The following is a 20,704-nucleotide window of genomic DNA, read 5'->3' on the forward strand; positions in this document are numbered from 1 at the left end:
GCCGCGCGTTCACCGCGACGACGCGTGGGAGCCATCCCCGCTCCCTACTGTGACAGCGCTTCCCACCACGGGTCCGACGCCGCCACGGTGGTCCGACGGTCGTCGCCGCGCGGACCCCTGACCTGCGAAGGAATCCATGAACCCGCACGCCTCCCGGCTGCCCGGCGCGCTCGCGCGCGCGGCGGCGTCGGCGCTCGCCGTCTCGCTCGTCGGCACGGCGCTCGTCGCCGCGACCGCGACCTCGACGGCCGCCGCCGACGAGTCCCTGCTCTCGACGTCCGGCACGACCTGGCGCTACCTCGACGACAACACGAACCCGGCGGGATCCGCCGCGGACCAGCGCGTGTGGACGACCACCGCCTTCGACGACTCCGCGTGGAAGTCCGCGACGGGCGCGTTCGGCGCGAAGCGCGGCGCAGCGACGGGTATCGGCGCCGCCTTCCCGATCACGACGCTCCTCACCCAGTACATCGAGGGCACGACGACGGACGTCCCCACGTTCTTCTTCCGCACCGACGTGGAGCTCACCGCGGCCGACCTCGACGGCGTCCCGGCGTTCGAGGGCGAGATCGTCTACGACGACGCCGCGATCGTCTACGTGAACGGCGAGGAGGTCGTGCGCCTCGGCGACGACGACCGGAAGATCACCGAGAACCTCCAGTACCACGGCAACGGCCGCACGGACCCGGTGACGGGCACGTTCGTCGTCCCGGCCGACGCGTTCGAGCCCGGCGAGAACACGATCTCCGTCGCGCTCTACCAGGACGCGCCGACGAGCTCGGACATCTACCTCGACGTCCGCTCGCTCGTCCCGACGCACGGCGAGGTCCGCGACGTCGCCTTGAACGTCGGCGCGGACGAGACGCAGGCCAACGTCGCGTGGTTCTCGACGCTGCCCGGCGCGGGCGAGGTGCAGTGGGCCCGAGCCGACGAGACGGGCGGCGAGGTCGACTGGCGGACGGCCCCGACGTCGTCGTCCCGGAGTGGTGCGGCCGCGGACGGCGCGACGTACCACCACGCCACGATCACCGGGCTCGAGGAGGACGCGGCGTACGTGTACCGCGTGGGCAGCGCGGCGACCGGCTGGTCCGCGCCGTCGACCTTCACGACGGGCACGTTCGGGGACGAGTTCTCCGCGCTGTTCGTCGGCGACGCCCAGATCGGGGCGAGCGGCAACGCCGCGAACGACGCGGCGCGCTGGGCCGCCAACCTCGACACCATGACCGAGCGACACCCGGACACGGCGTTCCTCATCTCCGCGGGCGACCAGGTGGAGAACGCGGGCAGCAGCCAGCAGTACGCGGGCTTCCTCGCGCCGCGCCAGATGCGCGAGCTGCGCTTCGCCGTCCAGGACGGCAACCACGACACCGCGTCGGCGCTCTACGACCAGCACTACGCGATGCCGAACCTCTCGGCCGAGCAGCGCCGCGACTACTGGTACGCGTACAACAACGTGCTCGTCGTCGCGATCGACTCGAACGACTCGTCCACGACGCAGATCGCCGGCCACGAGGCGTTCCTGCGCGACGTGGTCGGCACGCACGGCGACGCGTACGACTGGGTCGTCGTGACGTTCCACCACTCGCTCTACAGCCAGGCGTTCCACTCGCGCGACACCGACGTGGTGCGCATGCGCGAGGCCCTGTCGCCCGTCTTCAGCGACCTGGGCGTCGACCTCGTCCTCGCGGGCCACGACCACATCTACACCCGCTCGTACCTCATGGAGGGCGCGACGCCGGTCGTCCCGGCCGCGGCGCCGGCCGAGGGCGACGTGCTCACCCCGGAGGAGGACCAGGTCCTCTACCTCACGGGCAACTCGTCGTCGGGCTCGAAGTTCTACGACTTCGACGGCGCCAAGCCGTGGACGGCGCGCTGGGAGCAGTCGCGCGAGGCCAGCTACTCCGACCTCGACGTCACGCCCACGTCGCTCACCGTCACCACGTACGCGACCGGGTCGCAGCGCGTGGTCGACCGGGTGACGCTCCAGCGCGAGGACGAGGCGGGCCCCGCGCTCGCCGTCGAGACCAGCGCCCGCTGCCTCGCGGGCACGGCGTACGTCGCGGTCCGCGCGACGAACACCGGTGACATCCCGGCCGACGTCACCCTCGCGACGCCGTTCGGCACGCGCACGGTCGCGGCGGTCGCGCCCGGCAAGGCCGCGTACCAGTCGTTCTCGACGCGGGCGGTCGCGGCCGACGCCGGGTCCGTCACCGTCACGGGCACCCTGCCCGACGGCGGCGCCTCCTCCGCCCAGGACGTCGCCTTCCCGGCGGTCTCCTGCGGCTGAGGCCGCTCGTCCTTCCGGTGGCGCGAACGCGCTGCCGGCTCAGGCGGGGTCGTCGAGCGGCTGCACGACGACCCCGCCGAACCGCGCCTCCTGCGCGCGGAGCGCGACGCCGTCGATCCAGACCCGCCCCGCGAGCACGTCGGCCGACGCGGGCGATCCGTCCGGGCGCTGCGCGGTGTACCCGCCCGTGATGGTCGCGTTCGCCAGCACGACGGGACGGCCCTCCTCGTCGGTGACGTCCTGCGCGCACCACCCGCACACGTGCCGCGGGTAGCGCGGGTTCTCGCGGAGCAGCGTCCCGCACAGCGGGCAGTGCTGCACGGGGCGCGCGTCGCCGTCGGGCAGGACGAGCGCCTCGGAGCGCACGAGGCCGTCCTGGGCGGTGCGGCGCGCCAGCGCCGTGAGCACGCGGCGGTCGATCCCGGGCCAGCCGTGGACGGCGGTCGCCCACTCGTCGGGCACCGCGCGGGCGCCGTACCGCGCGCCGAGCAGGCTCCCGGCGATCGCCGCGACGGTGTCGGTGTCGCCGCCGACGGCGACCGCGGCCTGGAGCGCCGCCGCCAGGTGGTCCCGGCCCGCGAACCGCGAGCGCTCGGGCGGGGACGTCGTCGCGATCGCGCGCCACGCCGCCTGGAGCGCGGTCACCGTGAAACCGTTCTGCCGGAGGTCGGCCTCGGGCCGGGCGGACTCCGCGTCCGCGATCCGCGCCGACCAGCGCGCCGCGGACTCCGGGTCGAGCAGGTCGAGACCGGCCCGCACGTCGAGCCGCTGCTCCGTCACCGCGACGCGTACCGCCTCGGACCACAGCACGCACGACTCGGCGGCGAGCGGGTCGGTGTGCGTGAGCGACGCGACGGCGCGCGCCGCGCGGGCGGTCGCGTCCCGGTCGCCGAGCGCGACGAGACCGACGACGCCCGTCCGCATCAGCGCGCCGTTCCCCGCCGTGCGGCCGGTCGCCGCGTGCAGCGCCGCGGACGCCTCGCGCAGCCGTGCGGCGGCGGGACCCCGGCGGGCGGCGGCGTCGCGCAGGACCGCGGCCGTCTGCGTCCCGACGTCGGACGCGCCCCCGGTGCGCCACGCCTCGAACGCGGCGGCGACGTCGTCGAGCGGCGTCGCCCCGAACGCGTCGGGCACGGGGGAGAGGACGTCGTGCGCCGCCGTCACGCGCGCGACGCACACCGACATCTGCGTGTCGTCGCTCCACTCGCCCGGCGCGTACGGTCCGAGCCCGCCCCCGCGCATGACCGCGACCTCGTCCCGGTGCCCGGGCCCGGGCGGCTGCGCGAACTCGTACGGCACACCGAGCGCGTCGCCCGCCGCCTGCGCGAGCAGCACGCCCGACGCGCGGTCGAGCAGGCCGTGGTCGAGCGGGTCGAGGGGTGCCGGGCGGGGAACGGGCGTCGTCGTCACGTCGCGATCGTGCCACGATGACCGCATGACGACGCCCGACGACCTCGCCGCCCTCGTCGCCTCCGTCGAGGCGGACGAGCGCGACCTCGTGCTCCGCACGTTCACGCACGACGACGCGTGGCGGCTCGGCTGCCTCCTCGTCGAACTCGCCGACGAGCGCGACCTGCCCGTGACGATCGACGTCCGCAAGGGGCCGCAGCAGGTGTTCCACGCCGCACGCGCGGGCACGACACCCGACAACGACACCTGGGTCGAGCGCAAGGTGCGGGTCGTCGAGCGGTTCGGGGCGTCGTCGTATCTCGTGGGCCTGCGGGCCCGGGCGACGGGGACGTCGTTCAACGAGAAGCACGACCTCCCGCTCCAGGAGTACGCCGCGCACGGCGGCGCGTTCCCCGTCCGCGTGGAGGGCGTCGGGATCGTCGGCGTCGTCACCGTGTCCGGGCTCGCCCAGGGCGACGACCACGCGCTCGTCACCGAGGCCCTGCGGTCGTTCCTCGGCCGCGCGGGCGCGGCCGAGGGTTGACCACCTACTCGCAGGCCACGCCGTCGCCGTCGCGGTCGAGCTTGGGGGCGTAGCCCGGCTCGCCGCGGAGCAGCGGGGCCGCGCCGGCGGCCCGCACCGCGTCGCAGTTCTGGTAGTACGTGGACGTGCTGCCGCCGGTGTCGGCGACGCCCGCCGGTGCGCTGGGACGGGTCTGCTGGGCCGAGCGGGCCGCCGCGGCGGTCGCCTCCGCCTGGGCGACAGCGGCCTCACGACCCTCGACGTCGGTCACCCGGGTCGCCAGCTCGGCCTCGACGGTCGCGACCGCGCCCTCGCGCGCCGTGACCTCGGCCTCCGACGACTGGAGCGCCGTCGCCCGCTCGTCCAGCTCGGCCTGGGTCGCCTGCGCGGCGACGGTCTGCTCCTCGAGCGCGGTCCGCTCGGCGTCCAGCTCGGCGCGCTCGCCCTCGACCGCGTCCTGGTCGTCCGCCGCTTGCGCGACGAGGGTCCTCGCCTCGTCGAGCGCCCGGCCGGAGTTGCCCTGCCCGACCAGCAGCCCGACGACGAACAGAGCGACGCCCGCTGCGGTCAGCAGGGCCGCCCGGCGCCCGCGTCGAGGCCGCGTGGCCCCGGACGACGGTGCGGTGGTGGTGTCCTCGACCCAGAACGTCCATCCCTCCGGCGCGGACGGCCAGGCAGGGTCCGGGGCCCAGCCCGGCTCGGGGCGCCAGTCTCCGGGGGCCACGGGCCAGCCGGGAGGGGCGTTGAATCTCAGGGCCATGCGTCGTCCTCGTCTCGCGGTCACCGCGTCGACGTCGACGGGCAGGACCGAACCCCGGGGGGCGTGAGGTGAACGCTAACGTGGTGTCAGCCGCCTCGGGGAGGGCCTGACGGGGTGAAAGGGACGTCAGTCCCAGCGGATCGGGACGTCCTCGAACGTCGGCCACGTCGGGACGACGTTCACGTACAGCGACTCGAGCGACGCGTCGAGCGGGCGCGGCAGGTACACCTCGTAGCCCACCGTGCGTCCGACGCTCGTCCGCGCGAACAGCGGCTCGGTCTCGAGCTCGCGTGCCCCGCTGCCGCGGACCGGTGCGTACGAGACCAGCGCGCGGGGGTCGACGGCCGACGGGTGCAGCTCTCCTGCACCCGTCATGGCGTACACGCTGATGCGTTCCTCGTCACCGTCCACAGGGCCGAGCGGCGTGAGCTGGAGGCGCAGGCGCATGAGAGATCCGCGGACCACGATCGGCTCGATGCCGACGCGGACCTCCTCCTGGCGGCCGTCCTCGTTCGGGACGACGACCGTCTTCTCGACGACGGGCTCGGTGTCCGTCACGGGCTCCACGCGCGGGCGGTCGCCCGGCACGAGCTCCGCGGTGACGGGATCGAGCTCGTGCTCCTCGACCTCGAGGCCGCGCTCGCCCGGGGTCGTCCCGGAGTAGCGGAGCTCGACACGGCGGTTCTGGGCACGGTCGTCCGCGACGTCGTCACCGCCCTCCTCGACCTTGAGGCGCGTCTCCCCGTACCCCTGCGCCTCGAACGTGACGTCGGGTCGTACCGTCGCGGCAGCGTCGACGACGGCCTGCGCGCGCCGCTGCGAGAGGTCCATGTTGTCCGCCTCCTCGCCCACCGAGTCGGTGTGCCCGGCGACGCTCGCCGTCACACCGTCGGGCAGCTCGGCGGCGATCTCCTGCACGCGCTCGACGGCGGCCTGGGAGAGCTCGGCCGAGCCGACGTCGAACAGGACGTCGGTCTCGAGCGTGACGACCACCTCGTCCGCCTCGACCTCGACGTACTCGAGCGACGTGACGGCACCGGCGAGCTCGAACGTCGTCGCGACCCCCGGGTCGAACCGGGTCGTCGCACGGTCGAGGTCCTCCCGGGCGGGCGCGCCGCCGAGGTCGTCGAGGGTGAGCGGGTCGACGCCCGGGTCGAAGCCCTGCTCGTCCTCGCTCGCCGCGGCCGGGGTGCCGGACAGCGGACCCAGCACGAGCGCGACCGCCAGGGCACCGGCCGCCGTCGCGTGACGGCGCCTCACTCCTCGCTCTCCCAGGTCACGGGCACGTCCTCGAAGGCGGGCCAGGCGTCGTGGAGACGGACGTCCACGGTGCGGGGCTCTCCCTCCGGGCGGGGGAACCATGCCTGGTAGAGCAGCGGCCTGCCGTTGACGGTGTCCGCGGTGACGGGGTCCGTCGAGAGCTTCTGCCCGGACGCGGAGACGACGTCGTACTGCGTCAGCGCACCGACGTCGACGATCCGCGGGTTGTGGTCCTTGCCGAGCATGTCGTACACCGAGTACGTCTCGGCGGAGTCGTCGCCCGCGAAGTGCGGGGTCATGAGGACGCGGAGCTCCACCGTCGAGCCGTCCGCGACGAGGGACACGAGGCCGAGCGTGACCTCGTCCTCCGCCGACCCCGGGACCGGCAGGCGCGTCTCGAGGATCGGCTCGTACTCGGCGGCACCCACCACGACAGGAGTCGGCCCGTCCTCGGCCTCTCCCGTGCACGCGCCCAGGCTGAGGGCGGCGGTGAGGCCGAGGGCGCCGACGAGGGCGCGGCGTCGCAGCGTCGACCACCGCGTGCGAGGCAGGGTCGAGCGCGGTCTCCGGAGGCTCGTCATGGCACGGAGGTTAGCCGAACACGCGGCTCCCGTCGGCCACCGGACAGGGGGAGAGGTCCCCATCCGGAGGTCGGACGGGGCCGGCACCACGAGGGTGCCGGCCCCGCCGTCCGACCGCGCAGGGGCGTGCGCGGCCGGGTAGGAGGGCCGGCGCGACGCCGGGCGTCGCGCCGGCGGTGCGGCGTCAGGCCGCGCGGGTGACCTCGATGCGCTGAGGAGCGCGGCCGGCGAACACGCCGGCGACAGTCACGGTGAGCACGCCCGCGTCGTAGGACGCGCGGACGGCGTCGGCCTCCGCCGTCTTCGGCAGGGTGACGGTGCGGCGGAACTCGCCGAACCGGACCTCGCGGACGCGGCGCGCGGCCGGGGCGACCTCGGCCGCCTCGTCGGTGCTCGTCGCGGGCTGCTCGCCCTCGGCCTGCTCGGCGTCGTCGGCCGCCTCGTCCGCCGGGGCCTCGACGACGCGCTGGTCACGACGCTCGCCGCGGACGACGAGCCGGCGACCCTCGAGCTCGACGGTGACGTCGCGCTCCGGGTCGACGCCCGGCAGGTCGAAGCGGGCGACGAGGTCGTCACCCTCGCGGTACACGTCGGCGGCGGGCGCGAAGCCCGTCGGGGCGACGCCCGCGCCGGACGGGCGCGTCCAGAGCTGGCGCACGAGCCGCTCGGTGGGGAGCGGACGGAACGGCGCCACGGTGTAGGTGCTGATCATGGTGGTCCTCCAGGTCGGTCGTGCCACGGGGGCCGTGGCGTCTGACCTGTGCAACCTTGAGCGTGCCCCGCTCAGTCCCGAGTTCGCGCACGACGAACGGGCTCAGCGGCGGCGCGCCGCCCGGCGGGCCTTGCGCGCGGACGCGGCGCGCTCCTCGGCGGCGTCGAGCCGCTCGTCGACCGCGCCGAGCGCCTCCCGCGCGGCGGACTCCGCGTCCCGCGCGTCGCTCAGGCGGGCGCGCAGCGCCTCGCGCTCGTCGGCGAGCCGCGCGAGCTCGTCCTCGACGCGGGCGAGCTCGTCCTCCACCTGCCCGACGGCGTCCCCCGCCTCGCGCGCGCGGGCGTCGGCGTCGTCGCGCTCGGCCTCCAGCCGGTCGACCTCGGCCGCGCTCTCCTCGACCTCGCGCTCGGCCGCGGCCTCGGCGTCCTCCTCGGCGCCGGCCGGGGGCTCCTCGTCGCCGTCGGTCGTCCCGCCGCTGTCCGCGTGCGCGCCCGTGCGCGCGCGCAGCTCGACGACGTCGGCCGGCTCGCCGCCCTCGTCGACGATCCCGAACCCGACGTGCTGGAGCGCCTGCGACAACCGGCCCGCCCGGACGAGCGCGCCCGCGTCCGGGTCCATGACCGCTGCCGTGAGGGTCTCCGCGAGCCGGTCGACCGCCGTCCCGGACACCGCCCGGCCCGCGATCTCGCCCGCGTCGCGGACCTCCCCGACGACGCGCTCCACCCGCTCGCGCCGCAGCCGGTCGAGCGTGCGCAGGCGGGTGCGGTCGCGGTCGGCCGTCGCGTCGCGCAGCTCGTCCCCGAGGCTCACGAGCGCGGCGACGTCGTCCGGCCGCTCGCGCGCCACCTGGTTCACGACCCACGCCGCCACCGTCGGCTTCGTGAGCCGGCCGACGCGCTCCGCACCGACCGCGTCGCCCGACGCCTTGATCCGCTTCGCGGCGGCCGTGCGCGCCACGACGAACTGCTCGAGCGGCAGCGCGAAGAGGTCGTCGACGAGCGCGTCGACGTCGACCGCGTCCTGGCCGGCCTCCTCGGTCGCGGCGCTCGTCGTCCTGCGCGTGCTCATGACGCCCAGCGTCGCACCCCGGGCTCGGGCGTGCGCCCGCTCGCGCCCTCGTGCGCGGCGAGCAGGCGCGCGAACGCCGCCTCGGTGACGACCGGGACGCCGTAGCGGCGCGCGGTGCGCGCCTTCGTCGAGAGGGAGTCGGGGTCGGCGGCGACGAGGAGCCGCGTGCGGCGTGTGACGTAGGGCCAGGGGGAGAGGCCCGCGGCGCGGACGTCGCGCTCCCAGGCCTCGCGCGTCCGCGACATGGAGCCGGTGAGCACGACCTCGTCGCCCGCGTCGAGCACGAACGCGGGCCGGGTCGGGACCGTGGCGCCCAGGACGGCGGCGCCCGGTGCTGCGGCACCCGGGGCCCCGACGTCCGCGACCGCGTCGACCAGGCGCGTCCCGAGCGCCGCCTCGACCGCTCCCGCGACGTCGTCGGCGTCGAGGCCGAGCTGCCCCGCGACCTCGTGCAGCGCCGGGTCGCCGCGCATCGCCGCGCCGTCGTCCCGGTCGCCCGCGGCGGTCGTCCCGTCGAGCGCGTCGAGCTCGGCGCGGGCCAGCGCGGCCAGGTAGTCGCGGTGCAGGGTCTCGATCGTCGCGCGGTCGAGCCCGGCGTGCCGGGCCTCCGCGAGCAGCGCGGCCCGCTCGGCGTGCGAGACGTAGCGGTCGAGGAGCGCGTCGTCGAGCAGGCGCAGGTACGTGCTCACGTCGCGCCGCGCCTCCGCTCCCGGGGCGCCGGGCGGGGACGGGTCCGGAAGGGCGGGACGGTCCGCGAGCGCCGCGAGCCAGTGCCCGCGGGCGCGGCTCGCGCCGCGCAGCACCGGCTCCGCGCCGGGCAGGGCGGCGGGCAGCGACCAGCGGACGCCGTCCGCCGCGGCGCGCGCGACGGCCCAGCACTCGTCGTCGGCCGCGACGTCGAGGTAGTACCCGAGCAGCCCCGCGGTCGCGCGCGCGTCGCCCAGGGCCGAGTGGACGCCGTCGTGCACGACGCCCACGGCCGCGCAGCACGCGGCCAGCGCCCGCGAGCCCGTGAGGTAGCGGCTCGCGAGCTGCTGCGTGCACAGGCACGCGACGGGGTCGATGGCCGCGGCGATCCCGGCGCGCCCGATCTCGGCGCGCAGGAAGCGCGTGTCGAACGCCGCGTTGTGGGCGACGAGCACGCGCCCGGAGAGCAGGCGCAGGAGCGCGGGCGCGACGCGGTCGAACGTCGGGGCGAGCGCGACGTCCGCCGCGGCGATCCCGTGCACGTGCTGCGGCCCGAGGTCCCGCTCGGGGTTGACCAGGGTGGACCACTCGTCCTCGACGCGACCGGTGTCGTCCACGAGGACGACCGCGACCTCGGCGACGCGGTCGCCGAGGCGGGGGGAGAACCCCGTGGTCTCGAGGTCGACGACGGCGAATCCGGGCACGGGCACAGTCTGCCCGACGTCGCCCACGGCCTGCCCCGGCGCCACGGCCGTTACGGTCGTGTGAACTCCTGACGCTCGTGCCGCCCGGGGGTTCCGCGCACGGCCCGGGAGGCATACGCTCGCGAGCACACGAGCCTCCGCAGCGTCGCGTCTCGTGTGCGACTCGGCCGCACCCCGACACGACCGGGGGTGGTCCGCGGGGGCCACTGTCGAGGAGGATGCGTGAGACCACGAACGATCGTCCCGTCCGCAGCGGTAGCGGGCCTCGTGCTCGCGGCGCTGACCGCAGTTCCCGTCGGCGCCGAGCCTCTCGGCGCCGCGTCCGGCACGGCCGCCGGCAGCCTGCGGGCCGCCGCGGCCCCGCCCCCGCTCGAGGACCTCGTCACCGGCGACGCGGTCATGCAGAGGCTCCAGGACCTCCAGGACATCGCGGACGCCAACGGCGGCAACCGCGCGCTGGAGACGCCCGGCTACGAGGCGAGCGCCGTCTACGTCGAGGACGCCCTGCGGGCCGCGGGCTACGAGCCCGAGCGCCAGTACTTCACGTTCGAGGACCTGGAGACCGACGAGCTGTCCCTCACGGCGGCCGGCGTCGAGGTGACGTCGGACGTCTACCCGGCCGAGTTCGCGCCCGACACCCCGGACGACGGCGTCACGGGCCCGATCGTGCAGCCCGCCGACGCGCTCGTCCAGGGCTGCACCCCGGACACGTGGGACGGGGTCGCCGTGAGCGGCGCGGTCGCGCTGATCAGCCGCGGCTCGTGCCCGTTCGCCGACAAGGCGCTGTACGCGGCGCAGGCCGGTGCGGCGGCCGTGATCCTGTACAACAACACCGACGGCGCGCTGAGCCCGACCCTCGGTGCCGAGAACGACGCCTGGGTCCCGACGGTGGGCATCACGCAGGCCGCGGGCCAGCAGATCCTCGCCGCGATCGCGGGCGGCGCGGAGCCGGTCGCGACCTACGACCTGCAGACCCACGTCGAGGAGTTCGAGACGTTCAACGTGCTCGCCCAGACCCCGGGCGGACGTGACCACAACGTCGTCATGGTCGGCGCGCACCTCGACGGCGTCGAGGACGGCCCGGGCATCAACGACAACGGCTCCGGCTCCGCCGCGATCCTCGAGGTCGCGGTCCAGCTCGCGGCCGCGACCGACGGTGGCCAGGACGTCGAGAACGCGGTCCGGTTCGCGTGGTGGGGCGCCGAGGAGGTCGGCCTGCGCGGCTCGACCCACTACGTGAGCGACCTCGCCGCGAACGACCCGGCGGCGCTCGACGACATCGCGACGTACCTCAACTTCGACATGGTCGGCTCGCCGAACTACATCATCGGGGTGTACGACGCGAACGAGTCGACCTACCCGGCCCCGGTCGAGGTCCCGCCGGGCTCGGCCGAGACGGAGGCGGTGTTCACCGACTACTTCGACGGCATCGACCAGCCGTGGGTCGACACCGAGTTCTCGGGCCGCTCCGACTACCAGGCGTTCATCGAGAACGGGGTCCCGGCGTCGGGCCTGTTCACCGGCGCGGACGGCTCGAAGACGGCCGAGGAGGTCGCGATGTTCGGCGGCACCGAGGGCATCTTCTACGACCCGAACTACCACTCGCCGGCGGACACGATCGACAACGTCGACGCGACCGCGCTCGACATCATGTCGCGCGCCATCGGGCACGCCGTCGCGGCGCTGTCCGAGGACACGTTCGCGATCAACGGCGTGGGCAACCCGCGCGTCGACGCCGTCGAGGCGGAGGCGCGGTGCCTCAACGGCACGGCGTACGTCGCCGTGCGCGGCGCCAACGGCGAGGACGCCCCCGCGGACGTCCGGCTCGTCACGCCGTTCGGCGAGAAGAAGTTCAGCGCCCTCGCGCCGGACAAGAACGCGTACCAGTCGTTCAGCACGCGTGCGTCGTCGGTCGCGGCGGGCACCGCGACGGTCGCGGCCTACCAGTGGCGCGGCGGCGACCCGGTGTACCAGCGGTACGACGTGTCGTACGACGCGATCGACTGCGGCTGACGCGCGGCACGCTGCGGCCGGCGCCCTGACCGGCCGGTGCACCCACGGGGCCGGGACCGTCCTCCTGCGAGGGCGGTCCCGGCCCCGTCGTGCGCGGTGCGCGGGCGGTCGGTCAGCGCTCGAGCGCCTCGAGCACCGGGGTGTCGCCCGCGGTGAAGCGGATGAACCGGCCCACGGTCGAGGGCGTGCGCAGCGCCTGGGCGACCACCATCGCGACGTCCGCGCGCGAGACGCGGGAGGCCGCGCCGTCGGGCACGTCGTCCGCGCCGTCGAGGCCGTCCGGGCCGTCGCCGACGACGCGGATCGCCCCGGTCGGGTCGTCGTCGGTGAGCGTGCCCGGCCCGAGGACGGTCCAGTCGAGGTCGGTGCCGCGCAGGTGGTCGTCGGCGGCGAGCTTCGCGTCGGCGTAGGCGAAGAAGCTCGAGTCGGGGTCGACGCCGTGGTCGGGCACCGACCCGATCCACGACACCATGACGTAGCGCGGCACCCCGGCCGCGACGGCCGCGTCCATGGTGCGACTGGCGGCGTCGCGGTCGACGGCGTAGGTGCGCTCCGGGTTCCCGCCGCCCGCCCCGGCGGACCATACGACGGCGTCGAACCCGTCGAGCGCGGCGGCGATCTCCTCGGTCGAGGCGTGCTCGACGTCGAGCAGGAGCGGCTCGCCGCCCAGCCGGCGGACGAGCGGGAGCTGTTCCTCGGCGCGCACGATCCCCGTGACGGTCGCGTCGTGGTCGACGAGGATCGGGACGAGCAGCCGGCCCACCTTGCCGTGGGCACCGACGAGGGCGATCTTCATGCGGCGGACTCCTGTCTGTGGAGAGTGGGAGTCCACCGTCCTCCGCCGCCGTCCGCGCCGCCACCCGGGGCGGCCCGGGCCCGGGTGCGCCGGGTCTCGGTCAGGAGCGCGTCACGGGCACTGCTTCGCGTTCGGGGCGGCGTTGAGCGTCACGGTCTGCGACGCGCGCACGAGGTCCCCGCCCTCCGGGTCCTGCGCGCACACCGTCCAGCCGTTGGCCGCACCGGGCAGGGCGCCGGCCCGTGCGTCGCGCGCGTCGACGACGACGACCGTCACCGCCCCGCGCTTCTCCAGGTCGGCACGCGCCTGCTTGAGCCGCGTCTCGACGAGGTTGGGCATGGAGAACGCCGGCTCGATCTCGACCGAGACCTCGACCCCGTCCGAGCTGCCCGGCTCACCGGGGCCGCCCGTCGGCTCCCCGGTCGGGTCCGGCGTCGGCTCGACGGTCGGCTCGGAGGTGGGGGTCGTCGTCGGCTGCGACGTGGGCGACGGCGACGGGCTCCCCGGGCCGCCCGGCAGCCCGTCCACGCGGCACCCGGCGAGCGCGGTCACGGCCACGACGGCGAGCACGACCGCCCGTGCGCGTCGCGGTGCTCCCACGACCCGCGGCCGCGCGGCGTCGCGCGTCCCGTCGTCGTGCTTCCTGGTGCTCGTCCGGTCCGTCATCGCCGACGGGTCCGTCATACGTCCTGCCACTGCACCGCCCCCGGTTGCCCCCTGAAACTGCTTGCGTGATCGAGGGTACGCGACGGGTGCCCGGTTGGCCCGCGCGCGGGCTGCCGTCGGGCGTCAGGGGCGCCCGGTGCCGGTGCGCTTCGGCGGCCGGACGGTCGGCACGTCGCCGACGATCGGGATGGGCCGACGGTGGAACGGGAAGCCGTAGCGCGTGACCAGACCGGCGAGCGTCGTGAGGCGGTTGCGCGGCCCGATGAGCCCCATGATGTGGACGAACAGCCACGCGAGCCACGCGACGCCGCGCGTGAGCCGCAGCCTCCCCACGACCTCGGCGATCGCCGCGCGCCGGCCGATGACCGCCATCGTGCCCTTGTCGAAGTACCGCAGGGACGTCGTCGGGCGCCCGGCGAGGAGCGCCTCGATGTTCCGCGCGACCTGCTCGCCCGACTGGATCGCGGGCTGCGCGAGCTGCGGCAGCCCGGCGGGCGAGATCGCGATGTCACCCGCCGCGAACACGCCCGGCAGGCCCTCGACCTGGAGGTCGTCGCCGACGACGACGCGCCCGCCCTCGCCGCGCGGCAGGCCCCAGTCGTCGACCTCCTCGTGGGGGTGGACCCCCGCCGACCACACCGTGAGGTCGGAGCGGATGCGCGTGCCGTCGGTGAGGACGACGGCGTCGGGCAGCACCTCCGCGACCCCGGCACCCAGGTGCAGGCCGACGCCGCGACGGCGCAGCTCCTCCGCCGCGTACCGGCGCAGCTTCGGGTGGAACGACTTGAGCACCTCGCCGCCGCGCTGGACGATCTTCACCTCGAACGCGTCGCCGTGGATCTCCGGGTAGGCGGGTCGCAGGCCCGCGGTGCGGAGCTCCGCGAGCGCCCCCGCGACCTCGACGCCCGTCGCGCCGCCGCCGACGACGACGACCCGCAGCCCCTCGTCCTTGCCGGGGTTCGCCGCGGCCTTCTCGAGGCGGATGAAGAGCGTGTCCCGGATCTTCATGGCCTGGGACCGCGAGTACATGGGGAACGAGTTCTCCTTGGCGCCCGGGGTGCCGAAGAAGTTGGCCGTGACGCCGTTGGCGACGACGAGGTAGTCGTAGTCGACCCACTCGTCGTTGAGGAGGCGGATGCGGCGCGCCTCGTGGTCGATGCCGACGAGGTGCTCGTGCACGACCCGCACGTTCTTCTGCTTGAGCCGCAGCCCGCGCAGGAAGTAGGTGACGTCGCCCGGGTTCAGGCCGCCCGTCGCGACCTGGTAGAGCAGCGGCTGGAACGTGTTGTAGACGCGGCGGTCCACGAGCGTCACGCGCACGGGCGCCTTCGCGAGCCCCTTGACGACGGCGAGCCCGGCGAACCCGGCGCCGACCACCACGACGTGCGGCAGGGGGGCGGCGGCTGCCGGTGCGGGGGCAGCGGTGACGGGCTCGGGCACGTGGCCTCCTCGGGGCGACGGGGTGGGAGAGCGCCGGTGCCCGCCCGACTGCGTCGCGGACGTCGCCGACGACGTGTGCCAGGTTACGGCGAACCCCGCCCCCACGCCGAACAGGCGCCCGGCCCCCGAGGGCGAGCCCCGGTCCCGCGAGGTAGACCCCTGGTCGCGCGAGGTAGAGGCGTGGTCGCGACCATGCCTCTACCTCGGCGGACCGGGGCTCTACCTCGCGCGTTCGGCGTGCGGGTGTGCGTCGCGGTCAGGAGCGGTGGTGCTCGACGTCGTCGCGGCCCAGGAGGTCCTCGCGGACGACACGGCGCAGCACCTTGCCGATCTGCGAGCGCGGCAGCTCCGGCACGACGGCGAGCGTGCGGGGCAGGGCGTAGCGGGCGAGGCGCTTCTCGCCCCACTCGCGCACGGCGGCGAGGTCGACGCGCGGGGGCGAGGCGGCGTCGTCCGCGTCGTCGAGCACGACGACGGCGGCGACGTGCTCGTCGGAGCCGGAGCCCGGCACGCCCACGACGGCGACGTCCCGCACGCCGGGCATCCCGCGCAGGTGCTCCTCGACCTGCGACGGGTACACCTTGAACCCGCCGGTGACGATCATCTCCTTGATGCGGTCGACGAGCGTGACGAGGCCGGCGTCGGGGCCGTCGAGGGCCACGCGCACGACGTCGCCCGTGCGCAGCCACCCGTCGTCGAGCAGCTGGTGGGCGGTCTCCTCGGGCCGGTTCCAGTAGCCGCGGAACACCTGCGGGCCGCGCACGAGCAGCTCGCCGCGCACGGTGCGGACGCCGTCGTCGGACGGCTCGGACGGCTCGGCGTCGCGCAGGTCGCCGACGTCGAGCGCGTCGGCGTCGACGACGCGGATCTCGGTGCTGGGGAACGGGAGCCCGAGGGTGCCGGGGCGACGGTCGTCGGAGCACGGGTTGCCGAGCGAGATCGGCGAGGTCTCGGTCATGCCGTAGCCCTCGATGAGCAGGCCGCCCGTCGCGTCCTCCCAGCGCTGCGCCGTCTCCGCGGTGATGGGCATCGCGCCGGCGAAGGCCAGGCGGATCGAGGTGAGGTCGGAGCCCGCGCCCGGGGCGTCGGCCGCGGCGGTGACGACGCGGTCGAACATGGGCGCGACGCCGGGCAGGAACGTCGCGGGCCGCCGTGCCTGGGCGGCGACGAACGCCTGCGGGTCGAACTTGGGGAACGCGACGAGGGTCGCGCCGACGCGCGCGGGCAGGGTGAGGCAGAACGTCAGGCCGAACGCGTGGAAGAAGGGCAGCACGCCGTAGACGGTCTCGGCGCCCTCCTCGAACGACGCCCACGCCTGGCCCTGGACCACGTTGGCGACGAGGTTGCGGTGCGTGAGGACCGCGCCCTTCGGGGTGCCGGTCGTGCCGCCCGTGTACTGCAGGAGGGCGACGTCGTCGGCGGCGGGGTGGGGCAGCGCCGGGGGGAGGGCCCGCGCGCGCCGGACGAGGTCGTGCCAGTCGGGCACGCCGGCCGGGAGCGGCGAACGCAGGGCCTCGCGCTGCGCGCGGGCCCGGGCGACGGGCAGGCGCAGCGCGAGACGGCTACCGCGCGGCAGGTCGCGCGCGATGTCGAGCCCGACGACGCGCCGCAGCCCGGGCACGTGGGCGCGCGCCTCGAGCACGGCCGGGACCGTCTTGGTCCACACGACCGCGACGCTCGCGCCGGAGTCGGCGAGCTGGTGGGCGAGCTCGTCGGCCGTGTACGTCGGGTTGTGCTCGACCACGACGCCGCCCAGCCGCTCGACGGCGTAGAACGCGACGACGTGCGACGTCGCGTTGGGCAGCACGAGCGCGACGCGGTCGCCGTGCCGGACGCCGAGGTCGTGCAGGGCGCTCGCGGCGCGCTCGACCTGCGCCACGAGCTGCGCGTACGTGGTGGTCGCGCCGAAGAAGTCGACCGCGACGCGGTCCGGCCAGCGCTCGGCCGCGCGGTAGAGGGCGGCCGTGACCGGCTCGTCGGGGACCTCGACGTCCGTCGGGACGCCGGGGGCGTAACGGTCGGTCCACGGCCTCGTCGCCAGAGTGTTCACTACGCCACCGTAACCTACGGTTGCGTAGGTTGTGTGCGGCAGCGGTGTTGTCATCGGTCCTTCGCGTAGGCGAACAGGTCTTTCTCGTGCGTCGTCGCCAGGGCGACGGCGACGCCTGTCGCGCTACCTGCCAGCACGGACAGGACCACGCGCGCACCGAGGACCGTGCCGACCAGCAGGTCACCGTCCCGGCCGAACCACGTGAGCGAGAACGCCGTCCCGACCGCTACCGCCGGAGCGGCCCACAGAGCCGACTCCAGCAGCACGATCGTCCACAGGTCACGTCGTCGCATCCCGTCGTGAAGGGCCGTGGCGAGCTCCACTCGGCGAGCGCGCACGGCGACGAAGGCGACGACGACGGCGACCAGCCCGACGAGGAGCCCGCCGAACCGGGTGGCGCGCTCGTGGAACAGCCCAAAGCCGTCGAGCCCCGAACCCAGCGTGGAGTTGAGCTGCTGCACCTGGGGGACGTCGTCGACGCCACCACCCGGCCGGAGCACGGTGAAGAGCAGCGGGTTCAGGTCCGTGGTCATCGGCCACGCCTCGACCCAGCACTCGTCGAACGGTGCGCGGTACCCGGTGACGCTCACCGCCAGATAGCCGTACCCGTCCCGCCGGCCGTCGCGGGGGTAGGTGTAGGTGCCCGCGAGGCGAGACGACCCGGTCGTCGCGGAGAGCCGGTCGCCGAGCCCGAGGCCGAGCGTCGCGGCGGCGTCGTCGGTCAGGATCAGACCCGGCCCCCCGTCGGTCGTGGCACCGACGACGGCAGGGAACCCCGGGCTCGCGTCCGCGGCAGGCATGGGGGCGCCGGTAAGGGCGACGGCGGCGACGGACTCGTCCGGTCGGACGGTGAGCGCACCCGCCGTGTGCACTCCGGGCAGATCGCGCAACGACTCGCACCGCGCGGCGTCGACCCGGCCCGGTGCCGAGATCGTGAGAATCGACGCACCAGCGGCGCGGAACTCCGTGGCCTGCCTCTCGGCCGCGGCCACGGTCGAGATCTCAGCTCCCAGCGTGGTGAGGACCAGGACCATCAGCACCAGTGCCAGCGTGCCGCAGCGTGCCGTACCTGTGGAAGCGTTGCGCCACGCCTCGCGGAGGACCGAGCGCAGTCTCATGCGGCGGCGTGCAGCGTCAGGTCGACGTGATTCGAGCACGCGTCACGGGTCGCGGCGTCGTGCGTCGCGACGACGATGATCGTCCCGGGTGAGCGCAGCGCATCGAGCGACTCGTTGACGGTGCGGGCGGTCGGCAGGTCGAGCTGGGCGGTCGGCTCGTCCACGAGGAGGAGTCCTGGTTCCGATGCGATCGCTCGCGCCAGCATCAGGCGCTGCGCCTCCCCACCCGAGAGGCGTCGGAACTGCTGCTGCGAGACACCACCGAGCCCGAACCTGCCGAGGAGGTCAGCGGCTCGCCGATCCGCCTCCCGGGGGTGCAGCCCCCGCACGAGCAGCGGGAGCGCGACGTGGTCGTGTGCTGAGCGCCGCGGCGTCCCGTGCGGGTTCTGGAACACCCACCCGGTGCGCCCGACGCCCTCTCGCGCGACAACGCCCTCGCTGGGCGCCTCCCACCCGGCGAGCAGGCCGAGGAGGGTGCTCTTGCCCGACCCCGACGGGCCGGTCAGCGCGTAGGCGTGTCCCGGCCGCAGGTCGAGGTCGAGCCCGCGGAATAGCCACGGTCGCCCGGGGAAGCGGTGCCCGAGGCCGGAGACGGTCACGCGCACGGGGTGTCCTGTCGGGGCGACGTCTCGACGACGGTCGGCGGGATGCCGTCGAACAGCACGAACGTCTGGCCGAGCTCGGATCCCACGACCCGCACCGCGTGCGGGACGGCGCCTGTGGTCACGCAGCTGGTCCCGTCCGGTGCGGTGATCACCGCTGACGGTGGGACGACCGACACGTCCACCGGTTCTGACAACCGCAGTTGGCCGACCGGGGCCTCGTCGCCCGTACCTCCTTGCTGGAGCGAGGGCGCAGCGTCGAGCCGTGCGAGCAGCGATGGGTCGGTGACGGGGGCCTGCGGCTCGACCGCGACGTCGATCCCGTCCACGCGGAGCGTGCGCGCGCCGGCGACGAGGTCGGACGGCGCACCGTCGCGCAGCGTGACTTCGGCCAGCGTGCCGGGCGTGACGGCGAGCTCTGCTCCGGCTTCGAGTCGGCTCCCTATCGTGGCCGAGCACTCCGAGAGGGTGACCGACGGTCCGGGGATCCACAGGATGCGGGATCGCGGGACGGAGGTGAGTGCCGAGGGGGCACCGAGGTCCTCGAGGAGCGTGTTGACCGCCCGGAGCGTCTTCCTGCCGAGCGTCCCGGTGATCTCCACGGGGTGCCCCAGGCGCGTCAGCTCCTCCTGCAGCGCCCGCACGTCGTTGCCCTCGGCGCCGACCGGAAGGTCCCGCCAGAGGGGGAGCGTCGTCGCGAGCGCGACGATCGGCGCGTCGTCGAGCCAGAGCGGCGCGGTCCCGGACTCGATGGCCGAGCCGGGACGGCAGTCGAAGCGTGTGACGAGACCGCTACCGGGCGATACCAGCCCTGAATCCTCGCCGCGGGCGACGGCGAGCCGCACGGAGCGGACGTCGTCGAACGTGGCTGCCTGGACGGTGAAGGTGGTGAGGGGAGCGGGCGGTCGCAGGGCCGAAGGGACGGCCGGGGAGGCCCACGCGGCACCGAGGGCGATCCCGACGGCGACGAGAGTCAGCCCCCCGAGCACCCACAGTCCGGCCTTCGCAGGGCTGCGCTCAGCCACCGGCCAGGCCCAGGGGGTCGTCCGAGCACGTCATCAGGGCGTCCCGGAGCTCGGTCGTGAGAGCAGCGAGGTCGGAGAAGCGGCCCTCCGTGTCCGTGACATAGTCGTCTGCGGAGTAGGCGGCAGGGACGACCCCCTTGCCGACGAGGCACTCCGCCATGATGGTCGGGACGTCGAGGTTGGCCGGGTTCGACGCCATGATGTCGTGCAGCGCCCCGACCGTGTCTGCCCCCGACTCGCGCTCGCACACCTTCACCACCTCGTAGGGATCGCCTCCGCCCGGCAGGTGTGAGGCCTCATACGAGCCGTCGGGCTCGAAGCCCGAGAACGTCACGCCCTCGCCGTCGAGGCACGTACGGAACTTCTCCTCCATCTCGGCGTACTCGGCGTCGGTGATCTCCTCGTCGGCGATCGCCTGGCGGGCGAACTCGGACTCAGCGTCGGCGTAGAACGCGGCGAACTCGGCGGCGTAGGGCCCGTCGAACAGGGGGACCTCCGCCCCCGCACCCTCGGCCGCGCTCGACCCCGCGGACTGCGAGGTGCCGCACGCGACGAGGAGGGGCGAGAACGCGGCGAGTGCTGCCGCGGCGAAGAGCCGCGGCGCCTTGCATCGAGACATGATTCTCCGGTGGCTGGGCGTTCGTCGGGATCGAGCGGACCCGCGCTCCGCCGGTCGTCGCGTCAGCGTGACGACCGGCAGCGCGCGAGCTGTTCTACTTGACGTCGTAGTACGCCTTGTTCCCGAACAAGCGGACCGCGTCCCACTGTCTCGCCCACAGTCCCGCGGCAACCCAGCCGCTGCTCCGGAGGCCGTTGTCCCCGTACGTCGAGGCCTTGTGGACCCTGGAGCCGTGGTGGTAGAGCGACCAGACGTCCTTGGCGTCGGCGCCGTGGTCCCACGTGCCGCCCACGGACGGGTAGCTGATCGCCGCGCTGGCAGGGCCAGCGGCTCCGAGCGCGACACCAGCGACGAGCGTGGCGGTGATGACCGCCGTCATGATCTTTCGCACGAGATTCCCCCTT

General features: G+C 74.9%; 19 protein-coding genes. 3 read left to right on the forward strand and 16 right to left on the reverse strand.

Features of this window, described 5'->3' with window-relative positions:
- The first annotated feature begins 136 nt into the window (after positions 1-136).
- The gene (locus ACI769_RS14705) at positions 137-2,287 is read left to right on the forward strand and encodes a fibronectin type III domain-containing protein (RefSeq protein WP_409141845.1); all 2,151 of its coding nucleotides are present in this window, start codon (positions 137-139) and stop codon (positions 2,285-2,287) included.
- Between the two features lie 39 nt (positions 2,288-2,326).
- Here the strand turns inward: ACI769_RS14705 and ACI769_RS14710 are convergent, their stop codons facing one another.
- Complete coding sequence (locus ACI769_RS14710) at positions 2,327-3,697, reverse strand: ADP-ribosylglycohydrolase family protein (protein WP_232322689.1); 1,371 nt, start codon at positions 3,695-3,697, stop codon at positions 2,327-2,329.
- A 25-nt stretch (positions 3,698-3,722) separates the two neighbouring features.
- Between ACI769_RS14710 and ACI769_RS14715 the strand changes: the two genes are divergently transcribed.
- Complete coding sequence (locus ACI769_RS14715) at positions 3,723-4,220, forward strand: heme-degrading domain-containing protein (RefSeq protein ID WP_074803454.1); 498 nt, start codon at positions 3,723-3,725, stop codon at positions 4,218-4,220.
- Positions 4,221-4,224: 4 nt separating this feature from the next.
- Here the strand turns inward: ACI769_RS14715 and ACI769_RS14720 are convergent, their stop codons facing one another.
- The 6 genes from ACI769_RS14720 to ACI769_RS14745 all read right to left on the reverse strand — a co-directional run bounded on the left by ACI769_RS14720 (position 4,225) and on the right by ACI769_RS14745 (position 9,971).
- Positions 4,225-4,959 (reverse strand): excalibur calcium-binding domain-containing protein, encoded by a 735-nt coding sequence (locus ACI769_RS14720; protein WP_409141846.1) that lies wholly within the window; start codon positions 4,957-4,959, stop codon positions 4,225-4,227.
- A gap of 126 nt (positions 4,960-5,085) precedes the next feature.
- A complete protein-coding gene (locus tag ACI769_RS14725) occupies positions 5,086-6,219 on the reverse strand; it encodes an OmpA family protein (protein WP_061267846.1) in 1,134 nt (377 codons plus the stop codon).
- Positions 6,216-6,800 (reverse strand): hypothetical protein, encoded by a 585-nt coding sequence (locus ACI769_RS14730; protein WP_061267845.1) that lies wholly within the window; start codon positions 6,798-6,800, stop codon positions 6,216-6,218. Before ACI769_RS14730 ends, ACI769_RS14725 begins: the two co-directional genes overlap by 4 nt.
- 184 nt (positions 6,801-6,984) lie before the next feature.
- Entirely contained in the window at positions 6,985-7,512 is a 528-nt protein-coding gene (locus ACI769_RS14735; protein ID WP_085387202.1) for an Hsp20/alpha crystallin family protein, read from the reverse strand.
- A 102-nt stretch (positions 7,513-7,614) separates the two neighbouring features.
- A complete protein-coding gene (locus ACI769_RS14740) occupies positions 7,615-8,580 on the reverse strand; it encodes a hypothetical protein (protein WP_409141847.1) in 966 nt (321 codons plus the stop codon).
- Positions 8,577-9,971 carry an exonuclease domain-containing protein gene (locus ACI769_RS14745; protein ID WP_409141848.1) on the reverse strand — a complete coding sequence of 465 codons (1,395 nt, stop codon included), beginning with the start codon at positions 9,969-9,971 and terminating at the stop codon, positions 8,577-8,579. The genes ACI769_RS14740 and ACI769_RS14745 overlap by 4 nt, the downstream gene beginning before the upstream one ends.
- A 222-nt stretch (positions 9,972-10,193) precedes the next feature.
- Between ACI769_RS14745 and ACI769_RS14750 the strand changes: the two genes are divergently transcribed.
- On the forward strand, positions 10,194-11,984 hold the full coding sequence (locus tag ACI769_RS14750; protein ID WP_409141849.1) for a M28 family peptidase: 1,791 nt from the start codon (positions 10,194-10,196) through the stop codon (positions 11,982-11,984).
- A 112-nt stretch (positions 11,985-12,096) separates the two neighbouring features.
- Here the strand turns inward: ACI769_RS14750 and ACI769_RS14755 are convergent, their stop codons facing one another.
- From ACI769_RS14755 to ACI769_RS14795, 9 genes are all read right to left on the reverse strand, one after another.
- Positions 12,097-12,780, reverse strand: coding sequence for an SDR family oxidoreductase (locus ACI769_RS14755; protein WP_085387206.1), 684 nt, complete (start codon positions 12,778-12,780; stop codon positions 12,097-12,099).
- A gap of 111 nt (positions 12,781-12,891) precedes the next feature.
- Positions 12,892-13,446, reverse strand: a complete 555-nt coding sequence (locus ACI769_RS14760) for a PASTA domain-containing protein (protein WP_157446583.1) — start codon at positions 13,444-13,446, stop codon at positions 12,892-12,894.
- 123 nt (positions 13,447-13,569) lie between these two features.
- Entirely contained in the window at positions 13,570-14,886 is a 1,317-nt protein-coding gene (locus tag ACI769_RS14765) for an NAD(P)/FAD-dependent oxidoreductase (RefSeq protein ID WP_228485103.1), read from the reverse strand.
- Between the two features lie 256 nt (positions 14,887-15,142).
- Positions 15,143-16,990, reverse strand: coding sequence for an AMP-binding protein (locus ACI769_RS14770; protein WP_409141850.1), 1,848 nt, complete (start codon positions 16,988-16,990; stop codon positions 15,143-15,145).
- Positions 16,987-17,976, reverse strand: a complete 990-nt coding sequence (locus ACI769_RS14775) for a hypothetical protein (protein ID WP_144722122.1) — start codon at positions 17,974-17,976, stop codon at positions 16,987-16,989. The genes ACI769_RS14770 and ACI769_RS14775 overlap by 4 nt, the downstream gene beginning before the upstream one ends.
- A 74-nt stretch (positions 17,977-18,050) precedes the next feature.
- On the reverse strand, positions 18,051-18,653 hold the full coding sequence (locus ACI769_RS14780; RefSeq protein ID WP_409141851.1) for an ATP-binding cassette domain-containing protein: 603 nt from the start codon (positions 18,651-18,653) through the stop codon (positions 18,051-18,053).
- Complete coding sequence (locus tag ACI769_RS14785; RefSeq protein WP_409141852.1) at positions 18,650-19,681, reverse strand: peptidoglycan-binding domain-containing protein; 1,032 nt, start codon at positions 19,679-19,681, stop codon at positions 18,650-18,652. Before ACI769_RS14785 ends, ACI769_RS14780 begins: the two co-directional genes overlap by 4 nt.
- A complete protein-coding gene (locus ACI769_RS14790; RefSeq protein WP_409141853.1) occupies positions 19,674-20,300 on the reverse strand; it encodes a hypothetical protein in 627 nt (208 codons plus the stop codon). The genes ACI769_RS14785 and ACI769_RS14790 overlap by 8 nt, the downstream gene beginning before the upstream one ends.
- A 94-nt stretch (positions 20,301-20,394) precedes the next feature.
- Positions 20,395-20,691, reverse strand: a complete 297-nt coding sequence (locus ACI769_RS14795; RefSeq protein WP_085387211.1) for a lactococcin 972 family bacteriocin — start codon at positions 20,689-20,691, stop codon at positions 20,395-20,397.
- Between the last annotated feature and the right edge of the window lie 13 nt (positions 20,692-20,704).

The sequence above is a fragment of the Cellulosimicrobium sp. RS genome (genome assembly GCF_046159675.1).
Lineage (GTDB): Bacteria > Actinomycetota > Actinomycetes > Actinomycetales > Cellulomonadaceae > Cellulosimicrobium > Cellulosimicrobium funkei.